19 protein-coding genes are annotated in these 18,720 nt (G+C 70.2%); 14 read left to right on the forward strand and 5 right to left on the reverse strand.

Translation table 11 applies throughout. The features are described 5' to 3' along the window. Positions 1 to 10: 10 nt before the first annotated feature. The gene (locus A4U64_RS24100; RefSeq protein WP_006931527.1) at positions 11 to 217 is read left to right on the forward strand and encodes a hypothetical protein; all 207 of its coding nucleotides are present in this window, start codon (positions 11 to 13) and stop codon (positions 215 to 217) included. 74 nt (positions 218 to 291) lie between these two features. Here the strand turns inward: A4U64_RS24100 and A4U64_RS24105 are convergent, their stop codons facing one another. Then, the gene (locus tag A4U64_RS24105; RefSeq protein WP_006931525.1) at positions 292 to 516 is read right to left on the reverse strand and encodes an RNA-binding S4 domain-containing protein; all 225 of its coding nucleotides are present in this window, start codon (positions 514 to 516) and stop codon (positions 292 to 294) included. Between the two features lie 95 nt (positions 517 to 611). Between A4U64_RS24105 and A4U64_RS24110 the strand changes: the two genes are divergently transcribed. From A4U64_RS24110 to A4U64_RS24120, 3 genes are all read left to right on the forward strand, one after another. Continuing rightward, positions 612 to 1,976, forward strand: coding sequence for a cryptochrome/photolyase family protein (locus tag A4U64_RS24110; protein ID WP_006931523.1), 1,365 nt, complete (start codon positions 612 to 614; stop codon positions 1,974 to 1,976). Positions 1,977 to 2,217: 241 nt separating this feature from the next. Continuing rightward, on the forward strand, positions 2,218 to 3,582 hold the full coding sequence (locus A4U64_RS24115) for a TIGR01777 family oxidoreductase (RefSeq protein ID WP_006931521.1): 1,365 nt from the start codon (positions 2,218 to 2,220) through the stop codon (positions 3,580 to 3,582). An 11-nt stretch (positions 3,583 to 3,593) separates the two neighbouring features. Continuing rightward, a complete protein-coding gene (locus A4U64_RS24120; RefSeq protein WP_084648694.1) occupies positions 3,594 to 5,099 on the forward strand; it encodes an SDR family oxidoreductase in 1,506 nt (501 codons plus the stop codon). Positions 5,100 to 5,149: 50 nt separating this feature from the next. On the opposite strand, the gene A4U64_RS24125 is transcribed toward A4U64_RS24120, so the two are convergent. From A4U64_RS24125 to A4U64_RS24135, 3 genes are all read right to left on the reverse strand, one after another. Beyond that, positions 5,150 to 7,009 carry a BCCT family transporter gene (locus A4U64_RS24125; protein ID WP_065923577.1) on the reverse strand — a complete coding sequence of 620 codons (1,860 nt, stop codon included), beginning with the start codon at positions 7,007 to 7,009 and terminating at the stop codon, positions 5,150 to 5,152. 232 nt (positions 7,010 to 7,241) lie between these two features. Then, positions 7,242 to 7,823 carry a lipocalin family protein gene (locus A4U64_RS24130; protein ID WP_043802862.1) on the reverse strand — a complete coding sequence of 194 codons (582 nt, stop codon included), beginning with the start codon at positions 7,821 to 7,823 and terminating at the stop codon, positions 7,242 to 7,244. A gap of 29 nt (positions 7,824 to 7,852) precedes the next feature. Continuing rightward, complete coding sequence (locus tag A4U64_RS24135; RefSeq protein WP_065923244.1) at positions 7,853 to 8,524, reverse strand: fasciclin domain-containing protein; 672 nt, start codon at positions 8,522 to 8,524, stop codon at positions 7,853 to 7,855. A gap of 147 nt (positions 8,525 to 8,671) precedes the next feature. Between A4U64_RS24135 and A4U64_RS24140 the strand changes: the two genes are divergently transcribed. The 3 genes from A4U64_RS24140 (at position 8,672) to A4U64_RS24150 (ending at position 10,838) form a co-directional block, all read left to right on the forward strand. Beyond that, positions 8,672 to 9,301, forward strand: a complete 630-nt coding sequence (locus tag A4U64_RS24140) for a dienelactone hydrolase family protein (RefSeq protein ID WP_029546843.1) — start codon at positions 8,672 to 8,674, stop codon at positions 9,299 to 9,301. Positions 9,302 to 9,520: 219 nt separating this feature from the next. Next, entirely contained in the window at positions 9,521 to 10,096 is a 576-nt protein-coding gene (locus A4U64_RS24145) for a sigma-70 family RNA polymerase sigma factor (protein WP_006931514.1), read from the forward strand. Continuing rightward, positions 10,086 to 10,838 carry an anti-sigma factor gene (locus A4U64_RS24150; RefSeq protein WP_006931512.1) on the forward strand — a complete coding sequence of 251 codons (753 nt, stop codon included), beginning with the start codon at positions 10,086 to 10,088 and terminating at the stop codon, positions 10,836 to 10,838. Before A4U64_RS24145 ends, A4U64_RS24150 begins: the two co-directional genes overlap by 11 nt. Before the next feature lie 35 nt (positions 10,839 to 10,873). Here A4U64_RS24150 and A4U64_RS24155 read toward each other — a convergent pair whose 3' ends face one another. After that, complete coding sequence (locus tag A4U64_RS24155; protein ID WP_006931511.1) at positions 10,874 to 11,293, reverse strand: MarR family winged helix-turn-helix transcriptional regulator; 420 nt, start codon at positions 11,291 to 11,293, stop codon at positions 10,874 to 10,876. A gap of 74 nt (positions 11,294 to 11,367) precedes the next feature. On the opposite strand from A4U64_RS24155, the gene A4U64_RS24160 reads away from it, so the two are divergent. From A4U64_RS24160 to kdpA, 7 genes are all read left to right on the forward strand, one after another. After that, a complete protein-coding gene (locus A4U64_RS24160; RefSeq protein WP_029546841.1) occupies positions 11,368 to 13,440 on the forward strand; it encodes an MMPL family transporter in 2,073 nt (690 codons plus the stop codon). A gap of 121 nt (positions 13,441 to 13,561) precedes the next feature. Beyond that, on the forward strand, positions 13,562 to 13,915 hold the full coding sequence (locus tag A4U64_RS24165) for an HPF/RaiA family ribosome-associated protein (RefSeq protein WP_006931507.1): 354 nt from the start codon (positions 13,562 to 13,564) through the stop codon (positions 13,913 to 13,915). 651 nt (positions 13,916 to 14,566) lie between these two features. After that, entirely contained in the window at positions 14,567 to 14,689 is a 123-nt protein-coding gene (locus A4U64_RS29090; RefSeq protein WP_006931504.1) for a hypothetical protein, read from the forward strand. Between the two features lie 231 nt (positions 14,690 to 14,920). Continuing rightward, positions 14,921 to 15,079, forward strand: a complete 159-nt coding sequence (locus A4U64_RS28615) for a hypothetical protein (protein WP_196813345.1) — start codon at positions 14,921 to 14,923, stop codon at positions 15,077 to 15,079. A gap of 153 nt (positions 15,080 to 15,232) precedes the next feature. After that, positions 15,233 to 16,666 carry a hypothetical protein gene (locus tag A4U64_RS24170; protein ID WP_198163351.1) on the forward strand — a complete coding sequence of 478 codons (1,434 nt, stop codon included), beginning with the start codon at positions 15,233 to 15,235 and terminating at the stop codon, positions 16,664 to 16,666. A gap of 225 nt (positions 16,667 to 16,891) precedes the next feature. Beyond that, entirely contained in the window at positions 16,892 to 16,990 is a 99-nt protein-coding gene (gene kdpF / locus A4U64_RS24175) for a K(+)-transporting ATPase subunit F (RefSeq protein WP_065923246.1), read from the forward strand. A gap of 7 nt (positions 16,991 to 16,997) precedes the next feature. Next, positions 16,998 to 18,698, forward strand: a complete 1,701-nt coding sequence (gene kdpA, locus A4U64_RS24180) for a potassium-transporting ATPase subunit KdpA (RefSeq protein WP_006942128.1) — start codon at positions 16,998 to 17,000, stop codon at positions 18,696 to 18,698. The last annotated feature ends 22 nt before the right edge of the window (positions 18,699 to 18,720 follow it).

The following is an 18,720-nucleotide window of genomic DNA, read 5'->3' on the forward strand; positions in this document are numbered from 1 at the left end:
GGAGGTCATCATGCGAGCGCTGAAGGGCCTGCTCAATGCGGTGCTGGGGATCCTCACGGCCGTGCTCGGGGCGGTGGTGGGGATCCTTGCGGCGGTGGTATGGCTCGTCGGTGGGCTACTGTGCGTAACGATCATCCTGATTCCGCTGGGTATTCCCGTCATGAGGCTCGCCCGCCGTCTGTTCGCCCTCGGCAAACAGGTGCGGCGTCTCCCCTGAACGTCGCAGGGGATCGAGGATTTCGGAGACTGCAGCTGTGGTCGCACCGGCGCTGCAGGCCGTCACCTCGAGGCTCACGCCCCGGCCGTCACGCGTGCGGCGGCGGCCCCGATCTCCACGATGTCCCCGACGTGCAGCTGCCGCCCGCGCCGCACCTCCACCTCCCCGTTGACGCTGACGAGTCCCTCGGCGATCACTTCCTTCGCCTCGGCGCCGGATTCGATCAGGCTCGCCAGCTTGAGGAATTGACCGAGCCGGATGGACTCGTCGCGGATGGGCACTTCGAACACGTCGGACATGAGGCCAGTCTCTCACCCGCAGTGCTTTCGACCCGCCCGACCTCGACCCGCCCGCACGGCCCACGCCGGGCCCCGTTCTCACGCACACTTGACGAGTGAGCCGACCCGGTATCGTCTGGTTCCGCCGTGATCTGCGGCTGCGGGACCTGCCCACCCTGTTGTCCGTCGCCGACACCTCCGACCGGGCACTCGCGCTGTTCGTGCTCGACGAGTCGCTGCTGCGCCCGTCCGGATCCCCGCGCCGCACCTTCCTCATGCGGTGCCTGCGCGCCCTCGACGAGGACCTGGGCGGACGGCTGCTCGTCACCCACGGCGACCCCGTCACCGTCGTCCCGGCACTCGCCCGGGAACTCGACGCCGACGCGGTGCACATCAGTTCCGACCACGGCCCCTACGGCACCCGCCGCGACGAGGCCGTCGAGCGGGCGCTCGGCGATGTCCCGCTGGTGCGCACCGGCTCGCCCTACGCCGTCGCGCCCGGCCGCGTCCGTAAGCCCGACGACACCCCCTACAAGGTGTTCACCCCCTTCCAGCGGGCGTGGCACGAACACGGCTGGCGAGCCCCGGCCGCCACCGACGCCGGCACCGTCGACTGGATCGACCCCGGCAATCTCGACGCGCGGGTGCCGATCCCCGGCGACGACGACCTCGACGGGGTCACGCTGCCAGCCGCCGGGGAAGCCGCCGCGCTGCACCGCTGGCACGAGTTCCGCGACGACGACCTGCCGCACTACGACACCGAGCGGGACCGACCGGACCTCGACCGCACCAGCCGGCTCTCCCCCTACCTGAAGTTCGGGTGCATCCACCCGCGCACCCTGCTGCACGACGTGCGATCCGACCACGGCGGCGCGGCGAACCGGCTGCGCAGCGAACTGGCCTGGCGCGACTTCTATGCGGACGTGCTGTACCACCGGCCCGACACGGCCCGCCGCAACTACAACCGCCGCTTCGACCACATCACCTACGACAGCGGCCCCGACGCCGAACGTGCCTTCGCCGCATGGAAGGAGGGCCGTACCGGCTTCCCCATCGTGGACGCGGGCATGCGGCAGCTGCTCGCCGAGGGCTGGATGCACAACCGGCTCCGCATGATCGTCGCGTCCTTCCTCGCCAAGGATCTGCACCTGCCCTGGTGGTGGGGCGCCCGGCATTTCATGAACCGGCTCGTCGACGGCGACCTGGCCTCGAACCAGCACGGGTGGCAGTGGACCGCCGGCAGCGGCACCGACGCCGCGCCCTACTTCCGGGTGTTCAACCCGATCACGCAGGGCGAGAAGTTCGATCCGACGGGTGAATACGTGCGCCGTTGGGTACCCGAGCTGCGGGGCGTGAACGGCAAACGCGTGCACCGGCTCCCGGACGGTCCGCCGGACGGGTACCCGGCGCCGATCGTCGACCACGCCCACGAACGGCAGGTGGCACTCGACCGGTACGGGCGGATCGGCGGAAAAGGCTGACCCATCCGGGCCGCGCACCGCTCCGAATGCCGATGGGACGGACCACCCCCGTCCCGGACGGACAACCGAGAGGAACACGACAATGCGAGAACTCGTCGAAACGGCGTTCATGGCGATCCACACTCCTCTGGTGAATGCATACACCATTCTCATCAACATGATTCCCAGCTGATTCCACAGCGGCGCCGGGAGTTCTCCCGGCGCCGCCCCCGCACACCCGGACCAGGCCGAGGAAGGCACGATGGGCATCACGTACTCGAGCGTCGTCGACGCGCCACGCCGCGACGTCTTCGATTGGCACAGCCGACCGGGTGCGGTCAGGCGCCTGCTCCCCCCGTGGCAGCCGCTGCGGGTGATCACCGAATCCGACTCCCTCGAGTCGGGCCGGGCCGTCCTCGGCCTGCCGGGCGGATTGCGCTGGATCGCCGATCACCAGCCCGACGCCTACGACCCGCCCGCACGGTTCGTCGACAGCGTCGGCCGCGACGGGCTCACGTCGCTGCCCGCGGGGATCGCCGTGTCGTGGCGGCACGAGCACACCTTCGAGGCCCTCGGCGACCGTCGCACCCGCGTCACCGACCGGGTCGACACGCCCGTCCCGGAGCAGCTGCTGAAGCAGACCTTCCTCTACCGGCACCGTCAGCTCGCCGACGACCTCGCCGCCCACCAATGGTCACACGAGCAGGGGGTGCGGCCCGCCACGGTCGCCGTCACCGGGACGTCGGGCCTGGTCGGCACCGCACTGACCGCATACCTGAGCACTGGCGGCTATCACGTCGTCAGCCTCGTACGCGGCGAACCGCGCGGCGACGACGAACGTCGCTGGGATCCGAACGACCCCGCACCCGACCTGCTCGAGGGGATCGACGCCGTCGTCCACCTCGCCGGCGCCTCGATCTCCGGGCGCTTCAGCGACGCTCACAAGACCGCGATCCGGGACAGCAGGATCGAACCCACCCGGCTGCTGGCCGATCTCGCGGCACGCACTCCGAACGGACCCGCGACGTTCGTGTCCGCGTCGGCGATCGGGTTCTACGGCTACGACCGCGGCGACGAGCCGCTCACCGAGGATGCGCAGCGCGGCACCGGGTTCCTCGCCGACGTCGTCGCCGACTGGGAGGCCGCCACCGCGCCCGCCGCCGCGGGCGGGCTGCGCGTGGTACTGGTGCGGACCGGGATCGTGCAGACACCGCGCGGCGGGCCGCTGCAGTTGCAGCGCCCCCTGTTCGAGGCCGGGCTCGGCGGCCGGCTCGGCACCGGCCGGCAGTGGCTGTCGTGGATCGACCTCGACGACCTGCTCGACGTCTACCACCGGGCCCTCGCCGACCCCCGCATCGCGGGCCCCATCAATGCCGTTGCGCCGGAGCCGGTTCGCAACGACGAATACACCCGCACCCTGGCGCGGGTGCTGCACCGGCCGGCGCTGCTGCCGGTGCCCGGGTTCGGACCGCGGCTGCTGCTCGGCGAGGAAGGCGCGCGTGAGGTCGCCACGGCCGACCAGTGCGTCGTCCCGCGGTGCCTGGTCGACCACGGGCACCGCTTCCGCCGGCCGAAGCTCGAGGCCTGCCTGCGGCACCAACTCGGCCACATCGTGGAGAACGGATGAGTGGAGAACGGATGAGCTCCCCTCCGCTGCGCATCCTCGTCACCGGGGCGACCGGCTACATCGGGGGCCGGCTCGCCCCGCTGCTGATCGACGCGGGGCACCGGGTGCGGGTACTGGCCCGGACCCCCGACAAGTTGCGGGACGTGCCGTGGGCCGGCGACGTCGAGATCGTGCGCGGCGACCTGACCGACCCGGAGTCCCTGGCCGTCGCCTGCCGGGACATCGACGTCCTGTACTACCTGGTGCATTCGATGGGCGGGCGCGGCGAATTCATCGACACCGAACGCGCCGAGGCCGAGAACGTCGCCGCCGCCGCCCGGGCGGCCGGGGTGCAGCGCATCGTGTATCTCGGTGGGCTGCACCCGGACACGGCCGATCTCTCCACGCATCTGCGTTCCCGGGAGCAGGTGGGCCGGATCCTCGTGGAGTCCGGCGTGCCCACCCTGGTGCTGCAGGCCGGGGTGGTGATCGGTTCGGGCTCCGCGTCGTTCGAGATGATCCGGCACCTGAGCAACCGTCTGCCCCTGATGACCACCCCGAAGTGGGTGAACAACAAGATCCAGCCCATCGCGGTGCGCGACGTGCTGCATTACCTGGTGGGCGCGGCCACCGCTCCCCTCCCCCGCAGCCGCACCTACGACATCGGCGGCCCGGACGTGCTGCGCTACGGCGAGATGATGCAGGTGTACGCCGAGGTCGCGGGCCTGCGCCGGCGCCGCATCCTGGTGTTGCCCGTTCTCACCCCGAAGCTCGCGGGCCTGTGGATCGGGCTGGTCACCCCGATCCCGCCGTCGCTGGGCCGGGCGCTGATCGAGTCGTTGAGCAACGACGCGGTGGTCGCCGAACACGATATCGACGAGGTGATCCCGCCGCCGCCCGGCGGACTGACCGGCTACCGCGAGGCGGTCCGTCTGGCCCTGCACAAGATCGAGCGCGGCGACGTCGAAACCACCTGGGCGAGTGCGTCGCCCGTCGGCGCCCCCGCCGAACCGCTGCCGTCCGACCCGCACTGGGCGGGGGAGGCGGTCTTCGTCGACGAGCGCGTTATCGACTGCGACACCGACGCCGGCACGGTGTGGGAGGTGGTCGAGAGCATCGGCGGCGAGAACGGCTGGTACTCCTTCCCGCTCGCCTGGACGATCCGCGGGTGGCTCGACCGGTTCGTCGGCGGCGTCGGTCTGTCCCGGGGCCGCCGGAACCCGCGCACCCTGCACACCGGGGACGCGCTCGACTTCTGGCGCGTCGAGCGCCTCGAACGTCCCACCCTGCTGCGGCTGCGGGCCGAGATGCGGGCGCCGGGCGGGGCGTGGCTCGAGTGGCGCATCGAGCCGCTCGATCCCGGCCGGGCCCGGCTGCACCAGCGGGCGATCTTTTTTCCGAAAGGGCTTGCAGGACGGATCTACTGGTATGCGCTCGTGCCGTTCCACGGCATCATCTTCAAGGGCATGCTCGAGAACATCGCCGGCACCGCGCACCGCACGTCGGGGCCGAATGTCACATACGGTCACGTGAAGTGATGCGGTGTGACATTCGGCCCGCGGAAGGACGGCAGTAGCCGCCGCGGCCGTCAGTTCGGCGCGGGCTGGCGCCCGTGTTCGGCCTCGCGCTGGGCCACACCCTCGGCGGACTCGGCGAAGTGCGGCGTGTCGAACACCTCGCCGCCCAGCGGATCCTCCGGGTGGGCGTCGTCTGCGATTGCGACCTGCCCGGTCTGCGCGTCGACGCTGACGGAATTCGCGGGCACCTCGTGCACGGCGACGACGAGGCGGGCGGGCGCACCGGGCTCCACGACTCCGTTCCGGCTCGGATCCAGGCCGGCGAACGTGGCGGAGATTCCCGGCCGGTGGCCGGCCTTGTGCCCACCCGGGGCGGCGGCCGGTTCCCGCACGGCCACCTGCAGGTACCGGGGGGCGGTGGCGACCTCGTACCGGAACGCCTTCAGCATCGACACGCACGCCAGCACCATGGCGATCGAGAACGGGACCGCCGTCACGATCGACGCCGTCTGCAGGGCGGTCAGCGACCCGCTGCCGCCGACGATCAGCAGCACCGCTGCGGCCACACCCTCGAGCACCGACCAGTAGACACGGGTGATCTTCGGTGTCTCGAGGTTACCGCCGGTGGAGAGGATGTCGATCACCAGCGACCCGGAGTCCGACGACGTGACGAAGAAGAACACGACGACGACGATCGCGAGCAGACTGGTCAGGACGGACAGCGGCAGACCGTCGAGCAGCACGAACAGCGACGTGTTGGTGTCCACCGTGCCGTCGGCGGCGAGCATGTCGCCGTCGTTGCGCTGCCGCAGGATCCCGGCGTTGCCGAAGATGGTGAACCACAGCGACGCGACGAGGGTGGGGGCGAGCAGGACACCGAAGACGAACTCGCGGATCGTGCGACCGCGGGAGATGCGGGCGATGAACATACCGACGAACGGCGCCCAGCTCATCCACCAGCCCCAGTAGAAGACGGTCCACGCCCCCGACCAGCCGTCCTCGGCGAACGGCGCGGTGCGCAGCATCAGTTCGGGCAGGGCCTGCACGTAGCCGCCGAGGTTCTGCACCCACGACTGCAACAGGAACAGCGTCGGCCCGAGCAGCAGGACGAACACCGCGAGTCCCGCCGCGAGTGCCATGTTGATGTTGGACAGCCACTTGAGGCCGCGCGAGACGCCGGACACCACCGAGAAGGTTGCCAGCCCCGTCACCCCGACGATCAGCGCGACGGTGAGCCAGTTTCCGGTCTCCACCCAGCCCAGGTAGTCGAGGCCCGCGGAGATCTGCTGGACGCCGAAGCCCAGCGACGTCGCGACACCGAAAAGGGTTCCCACGATGGCGATCGCGTCGATCGCGTGCCCGATCGGACCCTCCACGCGGGCGCGCCCGAGCAGCGGTTCGAGGAGCCAGCGCACGGACAGCGGACGGCCCTTGCGGTACGTCATGTACGCCAGGCCGAGGCCGACGACGACGTAGATCGCCCACGCGTGCAGACCCCAGTGGAACAGGGTCAGCTCCATCGCCTGGTTCGCGGCGGCGTCCGTGGAGCCGGGGATGCGTCCCGCCTGCGGGGGATCCACGTAGTGCGACAGAGGTTCCGCGACACCGTAGAACACCAGTCCGATACCCATGCCGGCGCTGAAGAGCATCGCGAACCACGAGAAGGTTCCGAACTCGGGTTGCTCGTCGTCGCGGCCGAGCTTGATGTTGCCGATGCGGCTGATCCCGCAGTACAGCGCGAAGATCACGAATCCGGTGGCGATCAGGATGTACCACCAGCCGACGCCGTCGGTGACGGCGCGGTTGAGCGAATCGAACGCCCCCTCGGCCGACCCTGCGTAGACGACCGCAAAGGCGATCAGCCCCAGGATCACCAGCGAGGCGGGGACGAACACGGGCTTGCGCAAGCCTCGCCATGCGTCGCGAATCATCTTCACCAGCTCCTCGTGTCGCGGCGAGCCGGATCCGGCGCTCGGAGGGCTCACCCACGTCGCGAATCGAACCTAACAGAGCCGGCGCGCGCCCGCGGGAAACGCAACCGAGCACCCGCGCCACCCCCGCCGGGGGCCGAATGTCACATGCGATCGATCGAGCTGATGCAATGTGACATTCGGCCGGGGGCGGAGCGGCACCGGTACGAGTCCGGTACGCGCAGAAGGCGGTTCACACGGTGCAGAGCGGTTTGATCTCCTGCAGGCCCTCCGTGGTGGGCGAGGTGAGCATGAGGCAGCTGTTGTAGCCCTGCTGCTCGACCACGGTCCGGATCTGCTGCCACGCAGCGTCGTCCACGACGGGCGAACGCGACAGTACGAACCCGGAGATCCGGGTCGGATCCCCCACGAGCGCCCACGAGTAGTCGTCCGCGAGGTAGCTCACGATGTAGTTGCTCGGACCGTCCAGCGAATCCTGGGACGGCACACCGGGGAAGCTCACATGCAGCGACGCGGTGTCGTTGACCCGCGCGTTGCCGACGATCCCCCGTCGCTCACCGGTGACGGTGGTGCACGAGTTCTCCACCCGCACGTTGCGCTCGTCGAGCAGGGTGTAGTTCGCCGTGGTGTCGCGCACGCAGTCGAGATTGAACGGCGCGGGATTGGCGGCCAGCTGATACCAGGTGCCCATGTACCGGTTCACGTCCAGCTCCGCCACCGGGGTGAGCGGGGCTGCCTGCGCCGGTGCCGCCATGAGGGCGGCGCCCGCGGCGGCCAGGACGGCCGCCGCGAGGCCTCGGATCATTCGTTTCACGTCGCTCCTCGGGTCCTACCGGGTCCGGGTCACTGCTGCGGTGCCGGCGGCAGCAGGACGGAGTCGACGAGGTAGACGGTCGCGTTGGCCGTCTTCACGCCGCCACAGATGACGTTGGCGTCGTTCACCTTCCATTCCTCGCCTTCACCGGTCACCTCGACGGTACCGCCCTGAACGGTGGTCTGGGTACCTTCGATGTCCGACGGCGCGATCTGGCCGGGCACGACGTGGTAGGTGAGAATGGTGGTGAGAGTGGCCGTATCGGTCTTCAGGCTCTCGATGGTTGCCGGATCGACCTTGGCGAAGGCGTCGTCGACCGGCGCGAACACGGTGAACTCGCCGCCGTTGAGCGTTTCGACGAGATTCACCTGCGGGTTGAGCTGCCCGCTGATCGCCGCGTTCAACTGGGTCAGAATCGGAATGTCGGCGACGGCAGTCCCGACGGGTTGCTGCGCGATGGCCTCCAGCGAACCCGGCCCGCTGGGAACCTGCTCGGCGTACGCGGCGCAACCCGGACCCACCGGGGCCGACGCCATGGCCTCGGTGGTGGGCGACATCGCCGACGTGGCGCTCTCCATCGCCGACGTAGCCGACGTAGCCGACGACGAACCCGAGTCGTCGGACGAGCACGCCGCGACACCCATCATCGCCATTGCGCCGATTCCGACTGCCGCCAAGCTCTTTCGCGTGTTGATAACCATGGCCCCAATTCCCTTCGGTGTCGTGGTCCTTGCGACCACGTCGGTCAGGTGTGTCATCTGCCATTCGGCGCGGACGGAAGGGCGGATGGGTGGATCTGCAAGATTTTTTCGACCCATCCGATTCCGGCCGCGCTCCGAACACCCGGCATGGAGATTGCATCGAACCGGCCCCGCGCACACGTGCTGGTTCTTCCGGGTGGCAAGCCGGCCAGCACGGCCGCCGCCCGGCCGTGGCACCTGTCCGCGCTGCGGATGACCTTGCTGACCGAATCCCTGCGCTCCCGGCTGAGCATGTACGACATCACCGTCGGGCAGGTGCGCTACACCCACCGCGGATGGAACGGGGACCGGATGAGTCCCGTCCACGACGCCCTGCGGGCCCTCGACGAGGTGCACCGGCGGCGCGGCGACGTCCGGATCGGGCTCGTGGGCCACTCCATGGGCGGAAGGGTGGCGGCCCACCTCGCGGCACAGCCCGGCGTCGGGGCCGTCGTCGCGCTGGCACCGTGGTGGCCCGACAACGACGGCGCTCTCGTCCCACCCGAGCGACGGCTGCTGGTGGTGCACGGTACCGCCGACACGAGGTGCGATCCGCGCCTGAGCGCGGTTCAGGCGGCCCAGGCCCGCGGACGCGGCGTCGACGCCCAGTTCCGGCCGCTCGCGGGGGCCGGCCACTTCCTGCTCACCAAGCCGGGCTGGTGGCATGCCGTCACCGCCGAGTTCCTCCGTGAATCCCTGGCCCCGGCCGGCCGGCGGGCAGGAGGAGACCATGCCTGACACCCCGCGCGACGTCGCAGTGATCGGCAGCGGTGGCGCCGGCCGGCCGGAACGGGCCGGCGGCGTCGCGCTCGAGAATTCGTTCCGGAGGTGATCGCCTTGCTCGATTCGACTCTTGCCTCGCCCGCCGGCCCCGGCCGCCCGAACGGACCGGCCGAGGACGGCTTGAGCCGCCCGAATCGCCCGACTAGGCTTTCGCTCGATGAGCGGACAGGGCCGATGACCGGCGTCGGCGGACGTACCGACACACTCGATGCGCTGCTCGCGCGCGTGGCGGTGCAGGACGCGGCTGCATTCGCCGAGTTCTACGACCTGACCCGCGCCCGCGTGTACGGCATGATCCTGCGCGTCCTGCGCGATCCCGGCTACAGCGAGGAGACGGCGCAGGAGGTCTACCTGCAGGTCTGGCGTTCCGCCTCCGGTTTCGACGCCGCCCAGGGTTCGGCCCTGTCCTGGCTGATCACCCTGGCGCACCGCCGGGCCGTCGACCGGGTGCGGTCCGAGCAGTCCGGGGCCGACCGCGAGGCACGCTACGGCGCGAGCAACGTCGACGCGGCGTTCGACGTCGTCAGCGAGGAGGCGGCCCGGCGCGAGGACCGGCAGCAGGTCGCCCACTGTCTGGGCACGCTGACCGATCTGCAGCGTCGGTCCGTCGAACTCGCCTACTTCGGTGGGCTGACGTACCGCGAGGTGTCCGAACAACTTTCGGTCACGCTACCGACCGTGAAATCGAGAATCCGAGACGGACTGCTCCGTCTACGCAAGTGTCTGGGGGTGCAGGGCGATGACGAGTGAGGCCCGACCCGGTTTCGGCGATGTGGACCGCGAACTGATCGACCTCGCGGTCGTGTACGCGCTCGACGCGGTGTCCGATGCCGAACGCCGCGACATCGAGTCCCGGGTGGCCGAAGCCGCTCCCGAGGTGGCGGCGGCGTTCGCCCGGGAGACGGCGGCCGTCCGGGAGACCATGGCCGTGGTGTCGGCGTCGACGGCCACCGAGCCGCCGGCCGGACTGCGCGAGCGTCTGCTGGACGCGATCGCCGCCGAATCCGGCCCGCAGGCGCCGCCCGTCGCACCGATCTCGCTGGACGAGCGGCGCGGCCGGCGCCGCAACTTCCTGCTCGCCGCGGCGGCCGCACTGCTGGTCGCCGTGGGTGGATTCGCCGTCGTCGCCCAGTTGCAGGAGGGCACCGCACCCACCTCGGCGCAGGTGTTCGCGGCGGAGGACGTGCGCACCACGTCGGGTGAGATCGAGGGCGGCGGAGTCGCCACGGTGGTGTACTCGAAGGAAGCCGACGCCGGGGTGCTGGTGATGAACAACGTGGCGCCGCCCGCCGAGGGCAGCGTCTACCAGATGTGGCTGATCACCCCCGAGGGCCCGGAGTCCGCGGGCATCATGGATGCCGAGGCGGTGGCGCCGTCCACCACGGCCGTCCTCGAGGGTGTCGGGCATTCGACCGCCCTGGCATTCAGCATCGAACCGCCGGGCGGGTCGGCGCAGCCGACGCAGATCTTCGCCCAACTGCCGCTGGGCTGACCCGGGGGACGGAATCGCCCGCACCTCGCGGCGGCTCAGCGCTGTGCCGATCGGACCAGTTCGATCAGAAGGGAGCGCAAGGTGGCGGGGTCGGACACCACCGCGGTCGGCTGCGCATCGGTGCGCTCGAGTTCGATCATCGCCCGGTACAGCTCGTACCCCGATTCGGTGATCCGGACGCGCATGCGCCGCTCGTCGGCGGGATCGACGGTGCGCGTGGCGAATCCGGACCGCTCGAGGTGCTCGACGGTCCGGCTCATCGTCTGGTCGGTCACGCGGCAGGCCCGGGCGATCTCCCGCTGGGAGCGCGGACCGTCGGCGATCGTGTGCAGGGCTACCAACCCGGCGTGGGTGAGACCGTGGGCGCGCAGAGTCGATTCCCAGGCCTGCTCCACCAGCCGGGCGGCCGTGGACAGCAGCCGGCCGGTCGGCCAGCTCTCGAGATCGTCGGTCATGAGATACCTTTTCACTATTGTTCAGCTAGCTGAGTAATCTGGGCTCGGCGTACTCGCATTCTCCTGGAGGAAGATTGAACACCGTCACCGCGCCGGCGCGTTCACCTCGTCGCATCCGCTGGCTGCTGCCGGCGCTGCTGCTCATCGCGTGGCTCGCGATCGCCGGCGCCGGCGGTCCCTTCGCCGGCAAGCTCAGCGAAGTCCAGCAGAACGACAACAGCTCGTTCCTCCCGGCCTCCGCGGAATCCACCCGGGCGGGCGAACTCTATGCGGACTTCACCGACACCCGGTACGTGCCCGCGATCGTCGTCGCCGAACGCCCCTCCGGCATCACCCCCGACGACCTCGCCTACCTCGCGGGGGCGTCGGCCGGCCCGCCGCCGGTCCCGTCGCAGGACGGTCAGGCCGCGCGGATGATCGTGCCGATCGACAGCACCGGAGAGGTCGGGGACGCCGTCGACGAACTGCGCGCCGAGCTTGCCGATCCGCCCGAGGGGCTGACGATCTACGTCACCGGTCCCGCCGGGCAGATCGCCGATCTGACGACGGCGTTCGAGGGCATCGACGGCCTGCTGCTGCTGGTCGCCGGTGGGGTGGTGCTGCTGATCCTCGTCGTCGTCTACCGCAGTCCCCTGCTGCCGTTCGTGGTGATCCTCTCGGCGGTGTTCGCCCTCGCGCTGGCGAGCCTGCTCGTGTACCTGCTGGCCGACGCCGACGTCATCGCCCTCAACGGACAGAGCCAGGGCATCCTGTTCATCCTCGTCTTCGGCGCCGCGACCGACTATGCGCTGCTGCTGGTGTCCCGCTACCGCGAGGAACTGCGCCTCGAACAGGACCGGTTCGCCGCGATGCGCACCGCGTGGCGGGCCACGCTGGAACCGATCGCCGCGTCGGCGGGCACCGTCATCGCCGGCGTGCTGTGCCTGTTGCTGTCCGACCTGAACTCCAACCGCGGCCTCGGCCCCGTCGCCGCGATCGGCATCGTCGCCTCGTTCGTCGCCTCCATGACGTTCCTGCCGTCCGCACTGGTGCTCCTCGGCCGGGCCGCGTTCTGGCCGAAGCGGCCGACGGCCGACCCCGACGCCGATCGGGACGACCTGGCGTCGGCGCACCGGTTCTGGAACGGGCTCGCACAGCGGGTCGGCGCCCATCCGCGGCGGATCTGGGTGGTGTCGAGCCTCGTCCTCGTCGGCTTCGCGATGCTGCTGCCGCAGTTCAAGGCCGACGGCGTCGCCCAGTCGGAGATCTTCCTGCTCGAGACCGACTACGTGACCGGCCAGGAGATGCTCGGCAGGCACTTCGACGCCGGCACCGGCTCCCCCACCGTGATCATCACCCGCGAGTCCGCGGCCGGCGACGTCGCCGCCGCCGCCCGCGTCGAGGGCGTCACCGAGGTGGCGCCGGTGACCGGCCCGGACGGTGCGACGACCGTCGTCGACGGCCGCGTCGCGCTGCAGGCGACCCTCTCGGATCCCGCCGACTCGCCGGCCGCCGAGAACACCGTCGAGCGCATCCGCGACGCGGTCGGCGGAGTGCCGGGGGCCGAGGCCCTCGTGGGCGGGACCACGGCGGTCGATCTGGACACCAAGAACACCGCCACCCGCGACCGCACGGTGATCATTCCCGTCGTCATCGCGGTGGTGCTGCTGATCCTGATCCTGCTGCTGCGGGCACTCGTCGCGCCGGTGCTGCTGATGCTGACGGTCGTCGTGTCCTTCGCGGCGACCCTCGGCGTGTCGTCGCTGGTCTTCGACCATCTGCTCGGGTTCCCCGGCGCCGACCCGGTGGTGCCGCTGTTCGGCTTCGTCTTCCTCGTCGCGCTGGGCATCGACTACAACATCTTCCTGATGACCCGGGTGCGGGAGGAGAGCGCCCGGGTGGGCACCCGGCGCGGCACGCTGCGGGCCCTGACCGTGACCGGCGGGGTGATCACCTCCGCAGGCATCGTCCTGGCCGCGACGTTCTCGGCGCTGGCGGTGATCCCGCTGCTGTTCCTCGCGCAGATCGCGTTCATCGTCGCGTTCGGCGTGCTGCTCGACGCACTGCTGGTCCGGTCGCTGCTCGTGCCGGCACTGACGATCGACATCGGAAAGCGGATCTGGTGGCCGAGCACGCTCGCGCGCAGGGAACCGGAGGAGGTGGGCTGACACGGCCGGCCTGGTTGCTCACCCGTACCGAGTTCGGGTGGAATCGACACGACGCAGCGCGCGAAGGCACGGAGAACGACCTCCGGCCGTACCGACGCGCTCGAGAAGGAGACAGCTCGCGATGCAGATCCAGCTCAACAAGGACAGCCACATCCAGATCGACGACGACATCGCCCGTCGCCTCGAGGAGGAGTTGGAGTCCGCACTGAACCGGTTCGCCGACCGGATCACCCGGGTGGAGATCCACCTCAGCGACGAGAACGCGGACAAGTTCGGCACCACGGACAAGCGTTGTCTCCTCGAGGCGCGGATCGCCGGCCAGCAACCGATCGCGGTCACCCACAACGCGGGATCGGTGAAGGAGGCCTTCGACGGCGCCGTGCACCGCCTCCGCAGCCTGCTCGATTCCAAACTCGGCCGCTCGACCGACCACAAGGGCGGCCCCTCCATCCGTCACATGGAGGTCGACGAGTAGACGACTCTCCCGGGAGTCGTCGGGACGAGAATCGCCGCGCCGCTCCGGAATCCGCTCCGGGAAACAACCGTGCGGATTCCGGAGCGGCGAGCGGATTCCGGTACGGCGGCGCGGTGCACGCGTCGCAGTTCCTCGTCCCGCACCGTCGACCGCTCAGGACGGCACGACGTGTCCCGCAACACCGCCCCCGACGGCATTGCGGGACACGCCGGGGGCCGCCGACCCGGCACGGCAGGTATCGCCGGCGCGGACACGACCCCACGGGACCGAGCGTGTTCAGCTCAACCCGACACCGAGACCGAACGTCACGCTCAGCCACTTGAGGAACGCGCTGAATGCGACGCCCAGATCGAATCCGGCAGACATCGGACTCTCCTTCACCCTCGAAGATCCCGACCCGACCTCAGTGTATTACCCTCGAAAGAGTCACACCACCAACGGATTTCGGGCAAATACCCCGGAGGGGACTTCTCGGGCGGTGGCGCATGCTACGGCCCGAACCCCCACCACCTCGAAAACGGCGCGTCTCCGGCGGCACCGCCACCGCGGGCGGGCACCGACGCCGGGCGCCGTTCCGGCGAACTGGACTTTATTTTTTTGTTGGGTATGGTCGTGGCCAGTTTGCGATTGCCGATTCGGAAAGGATTGACAATGGCCGCCAAGCCCGCCGTCAAGAGTTCCAAACAGTCCGCCCGCACCCTGAAGGAGCGGCGCGCGGAAAAACGAGCCAAGGCGCTCGAGTCCACCCAGTTCCTCCGCAAGCGGAAGAGCTGACCGCGGATCGACGACGACCGATCCGAACGAAATGGATTTCACAACAACAGTTCTCGAGAGACTCTACGCGCAGCTCGGAAACGAGATCGCCCTCGCGAACCCCGGGGACGAATTCCTTCCGGGATATCACCGGGGAATTCGGACCGCGCGACTGTACGTCCTCGACGAATTGGCTCGCCATTCCGCACTGCCTGCCACCATCAGAAAAACGACGAGAGAATCGCATCTCCCATGAACACGGCACAGCACACGCTCGGGAGAATTCGAGCGAACCTGGAAAATGATCTGGAGACACTCGCCCGCGCCGAGCACACCCGCGGGTTCCGCCGGGGACTGCGCGAGGCGTTGACTCGCGTGACGGAACTCGAGGACGCCACCGCCGCGGGCTGACCCTCCGGATCCCTCCGCCCCGGCCCGGGCGCTGCGTCCCCGGGCCGGGGCGGAGCGCTTCGCGCCGGAGGCGCCGACCTCGTCCCCGTGCCGAAAGCGAAGAATCAGATGCCGCGCCGGTATACCGATGTTGTTGCCACGCACGCCGAACCGATGCCCTCCCCGGCTCGGGCCGGGGTGCTGAAGGTGATGTTCCTGCCGCTGGACGTCGCAGCGAGCAGGCTTCCTCCCGCCGTTCCCGCCGTTGCCGGCACGGAGCCGTTCCTCCCGGCACGCATAGCCGACGCCCCCGGTGCCGATCACGTCGAGCGGGCACCGAGCCTGCTGGCGTTCCGGCACCTCACGGACCCCGGCGACGGCCCCGCCGCCTTCGGACCGGTCCGGCGTCCGGCGGCGGACACTCCACCGTCGGCGCCCGGCCGGACCCGTGTCGGCGCGCCCGGCGCGTGTGCGTCCCTGTGGGAGGTGCCCGGCGGCGGACTGGTGCTGGTGTGCGAGGAGTTGACCGCCGAGGCGCCCGGCACCGTGCTGACCTGGCACAGCGATCCCCTCTTCGACGGTGCCGACACCGGATTCCGTCGTGCGCTCGACGCATTTCTGGCGCCGTTCCGGGTGACCGCCGATGCCGGCCTGGTCGACGTGTTCCCCCGGCTCGACACCCGGCTGCCCGACCCCGCGGTGTACCGCCCGCTCCGCGAGGTGGTCGTTCGCACCGCTCGTCCGCTTGCGGCCGAGCGCACCGTCGAGGGACTGGTCGTGGAGGTCGCCGGGGACGGGTCCGATGCGGTGCGCCGGCTCGTCGGACCTCCCCGCTCAGGCACCCTCGCCGACGGGGTGTCGCGGGCATCCGGACGGTTGCGCATCTGGCATCCGGAACCGTTGGCCGATGCGCCGGTGCGGGCCGGGGCGCGGCTGGGCGTCCGCGACGACGCCCGGGCGATGCTGGTCGATCTCGGCGCCGCAGACCGTCACGGTTACCTTGGGGACGGCACCCGCGAGATGCTCTACCACCTGATCTGCTGGGTCGGCGCCCGGGCACACCTGCACATCGATCGGCGCCGGCTGCTCGGGCACCTGCGCACCCACCGCTCACACGACCGTGCGCAGCTCCTCACCGCGCTCGACGAGGTGGCCGACGTGCGTGCGCGCCTGGTCGAGGTGGCGCTGCTGTGCGCTCCCCCCGACGACGCGCCGGGACGGATCGCGCCGACGCGGTTGCGCTCGCTGCTCGCACACCGGGCGAGCGCGGAGATCGACGGGGCACGAGCCGAGTTGACCGAGCTGTGCGCCACCGCCGACCTGGTGCTGCACCGGCGCCTGCACACCGCTCGCCCCCGGCCGCAGCCGCTGCCCGCCGCGCCCGCCGTCCTGTCGGCGATCGCACTTCCGGCAGCGGCGACGGCGGCGCTGCTCGTCCCGCTGCAGCATCTGCACCCCCCGGCGCTCGTGCCGGCCGCCGTGTCCGCCGCCCTGGCCGTGGCGTTCCTGGCGGCGCCGCGACGAGACGGTGATGCCGCCGGACTCGTGCCGTTCCGGCGTCGGGGCCCGCGGGCGCTGCGCCGCAGGGACGCCGGACCCGGGGTGTAAAGAATTCGTCAGGACATCGGCCGCGGGCGTCAAGATTCCGTATGGATCGCGGTCCACGGACGGGCGCGGTGCGACAGTGTGGTGCGGGGCGCCGATCGGCGCCTGATTCGTGTCTACGACAAGGGAAGACGACATGGCCGACACCGCGTACGTGGTGCTGATCCTGGCAGGGTTCCTGGTATGCGCTCTGGTCCTGCGCGCGCTGCATGTGCGAGGTGAGAGCCGATGACCTGGGCAGGGGTGGCGAGCGTCGCGCTCGTCGTGCTCACGACGGCACTGGTGGTGTACCTGCTGATCGCGCTGCTCGATCCGGAGAGGTTCTGACGATCCGATGACTCCAGCTGTTGCCGCGGGACTGCAGATCGGCCTGGTCGTTGCAGTCCTGGCGTTGGCATACGTTCCACTCGGCGACTACATGGCGAGGGTGTACACGACCGACACCGACCTGAGGTGGAAGGACCTGCGGATCGAGTCCCTGATGTACCGGCTGTGCCGGATCGATCCGCGCGCAGAACAGACCTGGTACGGATACGCCGCGAGTGTGCTCGGTTTCTCGCTCGCGAGCGTGCTCTTGCTGTACACGGTGCAGCGACTGCAGGGTGTCCTGCCGCTCGGCCGGGACCTGGGTGGAGTGAGTCCGGCGGTGGCATTCAACACCGCGGTCTCGTTCGTCACCAACACCAACTGGCAGTCCTACGTGCCCGAGACGACGATGAGCCCACTCACCCAGTCCGCCGGCCTCGCGGTGCAGAACTTCGTCTCGGCGGCGGTCGGCATGGCGGTCGCGATCGCCCTGATCCGCGGCCTGGTGCGCGTCGGGCGCGGCGGCGAGATCGGCAACTTCTGGGTGGACCTGGTGCGCGGGACCCTGCGGATTCTCTTGCCGCTGGCGTTCGTGATCGCGTTGATTCTGTTGTCCCAGGGCGTGATCCAGTCGTACCGCAGCGGCTTCTCCGCCACCGGACTGGACGGCAACGCGGTCACCACCGCGCTGGCGCCGGTCGCCTCACAGGAGGCGATCAAGGAACTGGGCACCAACGGCGGCGGCATCCTCGCCGCGAACTCGGCCCACCCGTTCGAGAACCCCACCCCCGTCACCAATATCGTCGAGATCCTCGCGATCCTGCTGATCCCGGTGACGCTGACGCGCACGTTCGGCACGATGATCGGCAACCGACGGCAGGGCCTGACCGTCCTCGGCGTGATGGCGTTGCTCTACGGCACCGTCCTGGCGGTGGCGCTGGCCGCCGAATCCGGCACGCGGGGCGTGGCGGCGAACGCCGCCGGCGCGATGATGGAGGGCAAGGAAGTCCGGTTCGGGATCCCCGGTTCGGTGCTGTTCGCGGTGTCGACCACCGGCACGAGCACCGGTGCGGTGAACTCGGCGCACGACAGCATGTCCCCGCTCGGCGGTGGGGCCGTCCTGCTGAACATCCTGCTCGGCGAGATCGCGCCGGGCGGAGTCGGCACCGGCCTGTACAGCATGCTGGTGCTCGCGGTGATCGCCGTGTTCGTCGGGGGCCTGCTCGTGGGGCGCACGCCCGAGTTCCTCGGCAAGAAGCTGCGCAGGCGCGAGATCACCCTTGCCGCGCTGGCGGTGCTGGTGATGCCGGCGCTGGTGCTGACCGGCACCGCGATCACCGTGATCCTGTCCACCACCACCGGGTATCTCGGCAACTCTGGGGATCCGGGCACTCCGGGCGCGATCCACGGGTTCACCGAGGTGCTCTACGCCTATGCCTCGGCGTCGAACAACAACGGCAGCGCGTTCGGAGGGCTGACCGTGACCAGCGACTGGTTCCAGTCCTCGCTGGGCATGTGCATGCTGCTCGGGCGGTTCCTGCCGATCGTGTTCGTCCTGGCCCTGGCCGGATCGCTGGCCGCGCAGCGTCGCACCCCGGCCGGTGCGGGCACGCTGCCCACCACCGGTGCGGCCTTCGCCGGGCTGCTCACCGGAACGGCCGTCCTCGTTGCGGCTCTCACCTTCTTCCCGGCCCTCGCTCTGGGCCCCGTCGCGGAAGCACTGCATTGACGCCGGCGCCGCGACCACGGCT

Source organism: Rhodococcus sp. WB1, assembly GCF_001700945.1.
GTDB lineage: Bacteria > Actinomycetota > Actinomycetes > Mycobacteriales > Mycobacteriaceae > Rhodococcus > Rhodococcus aetherivorans.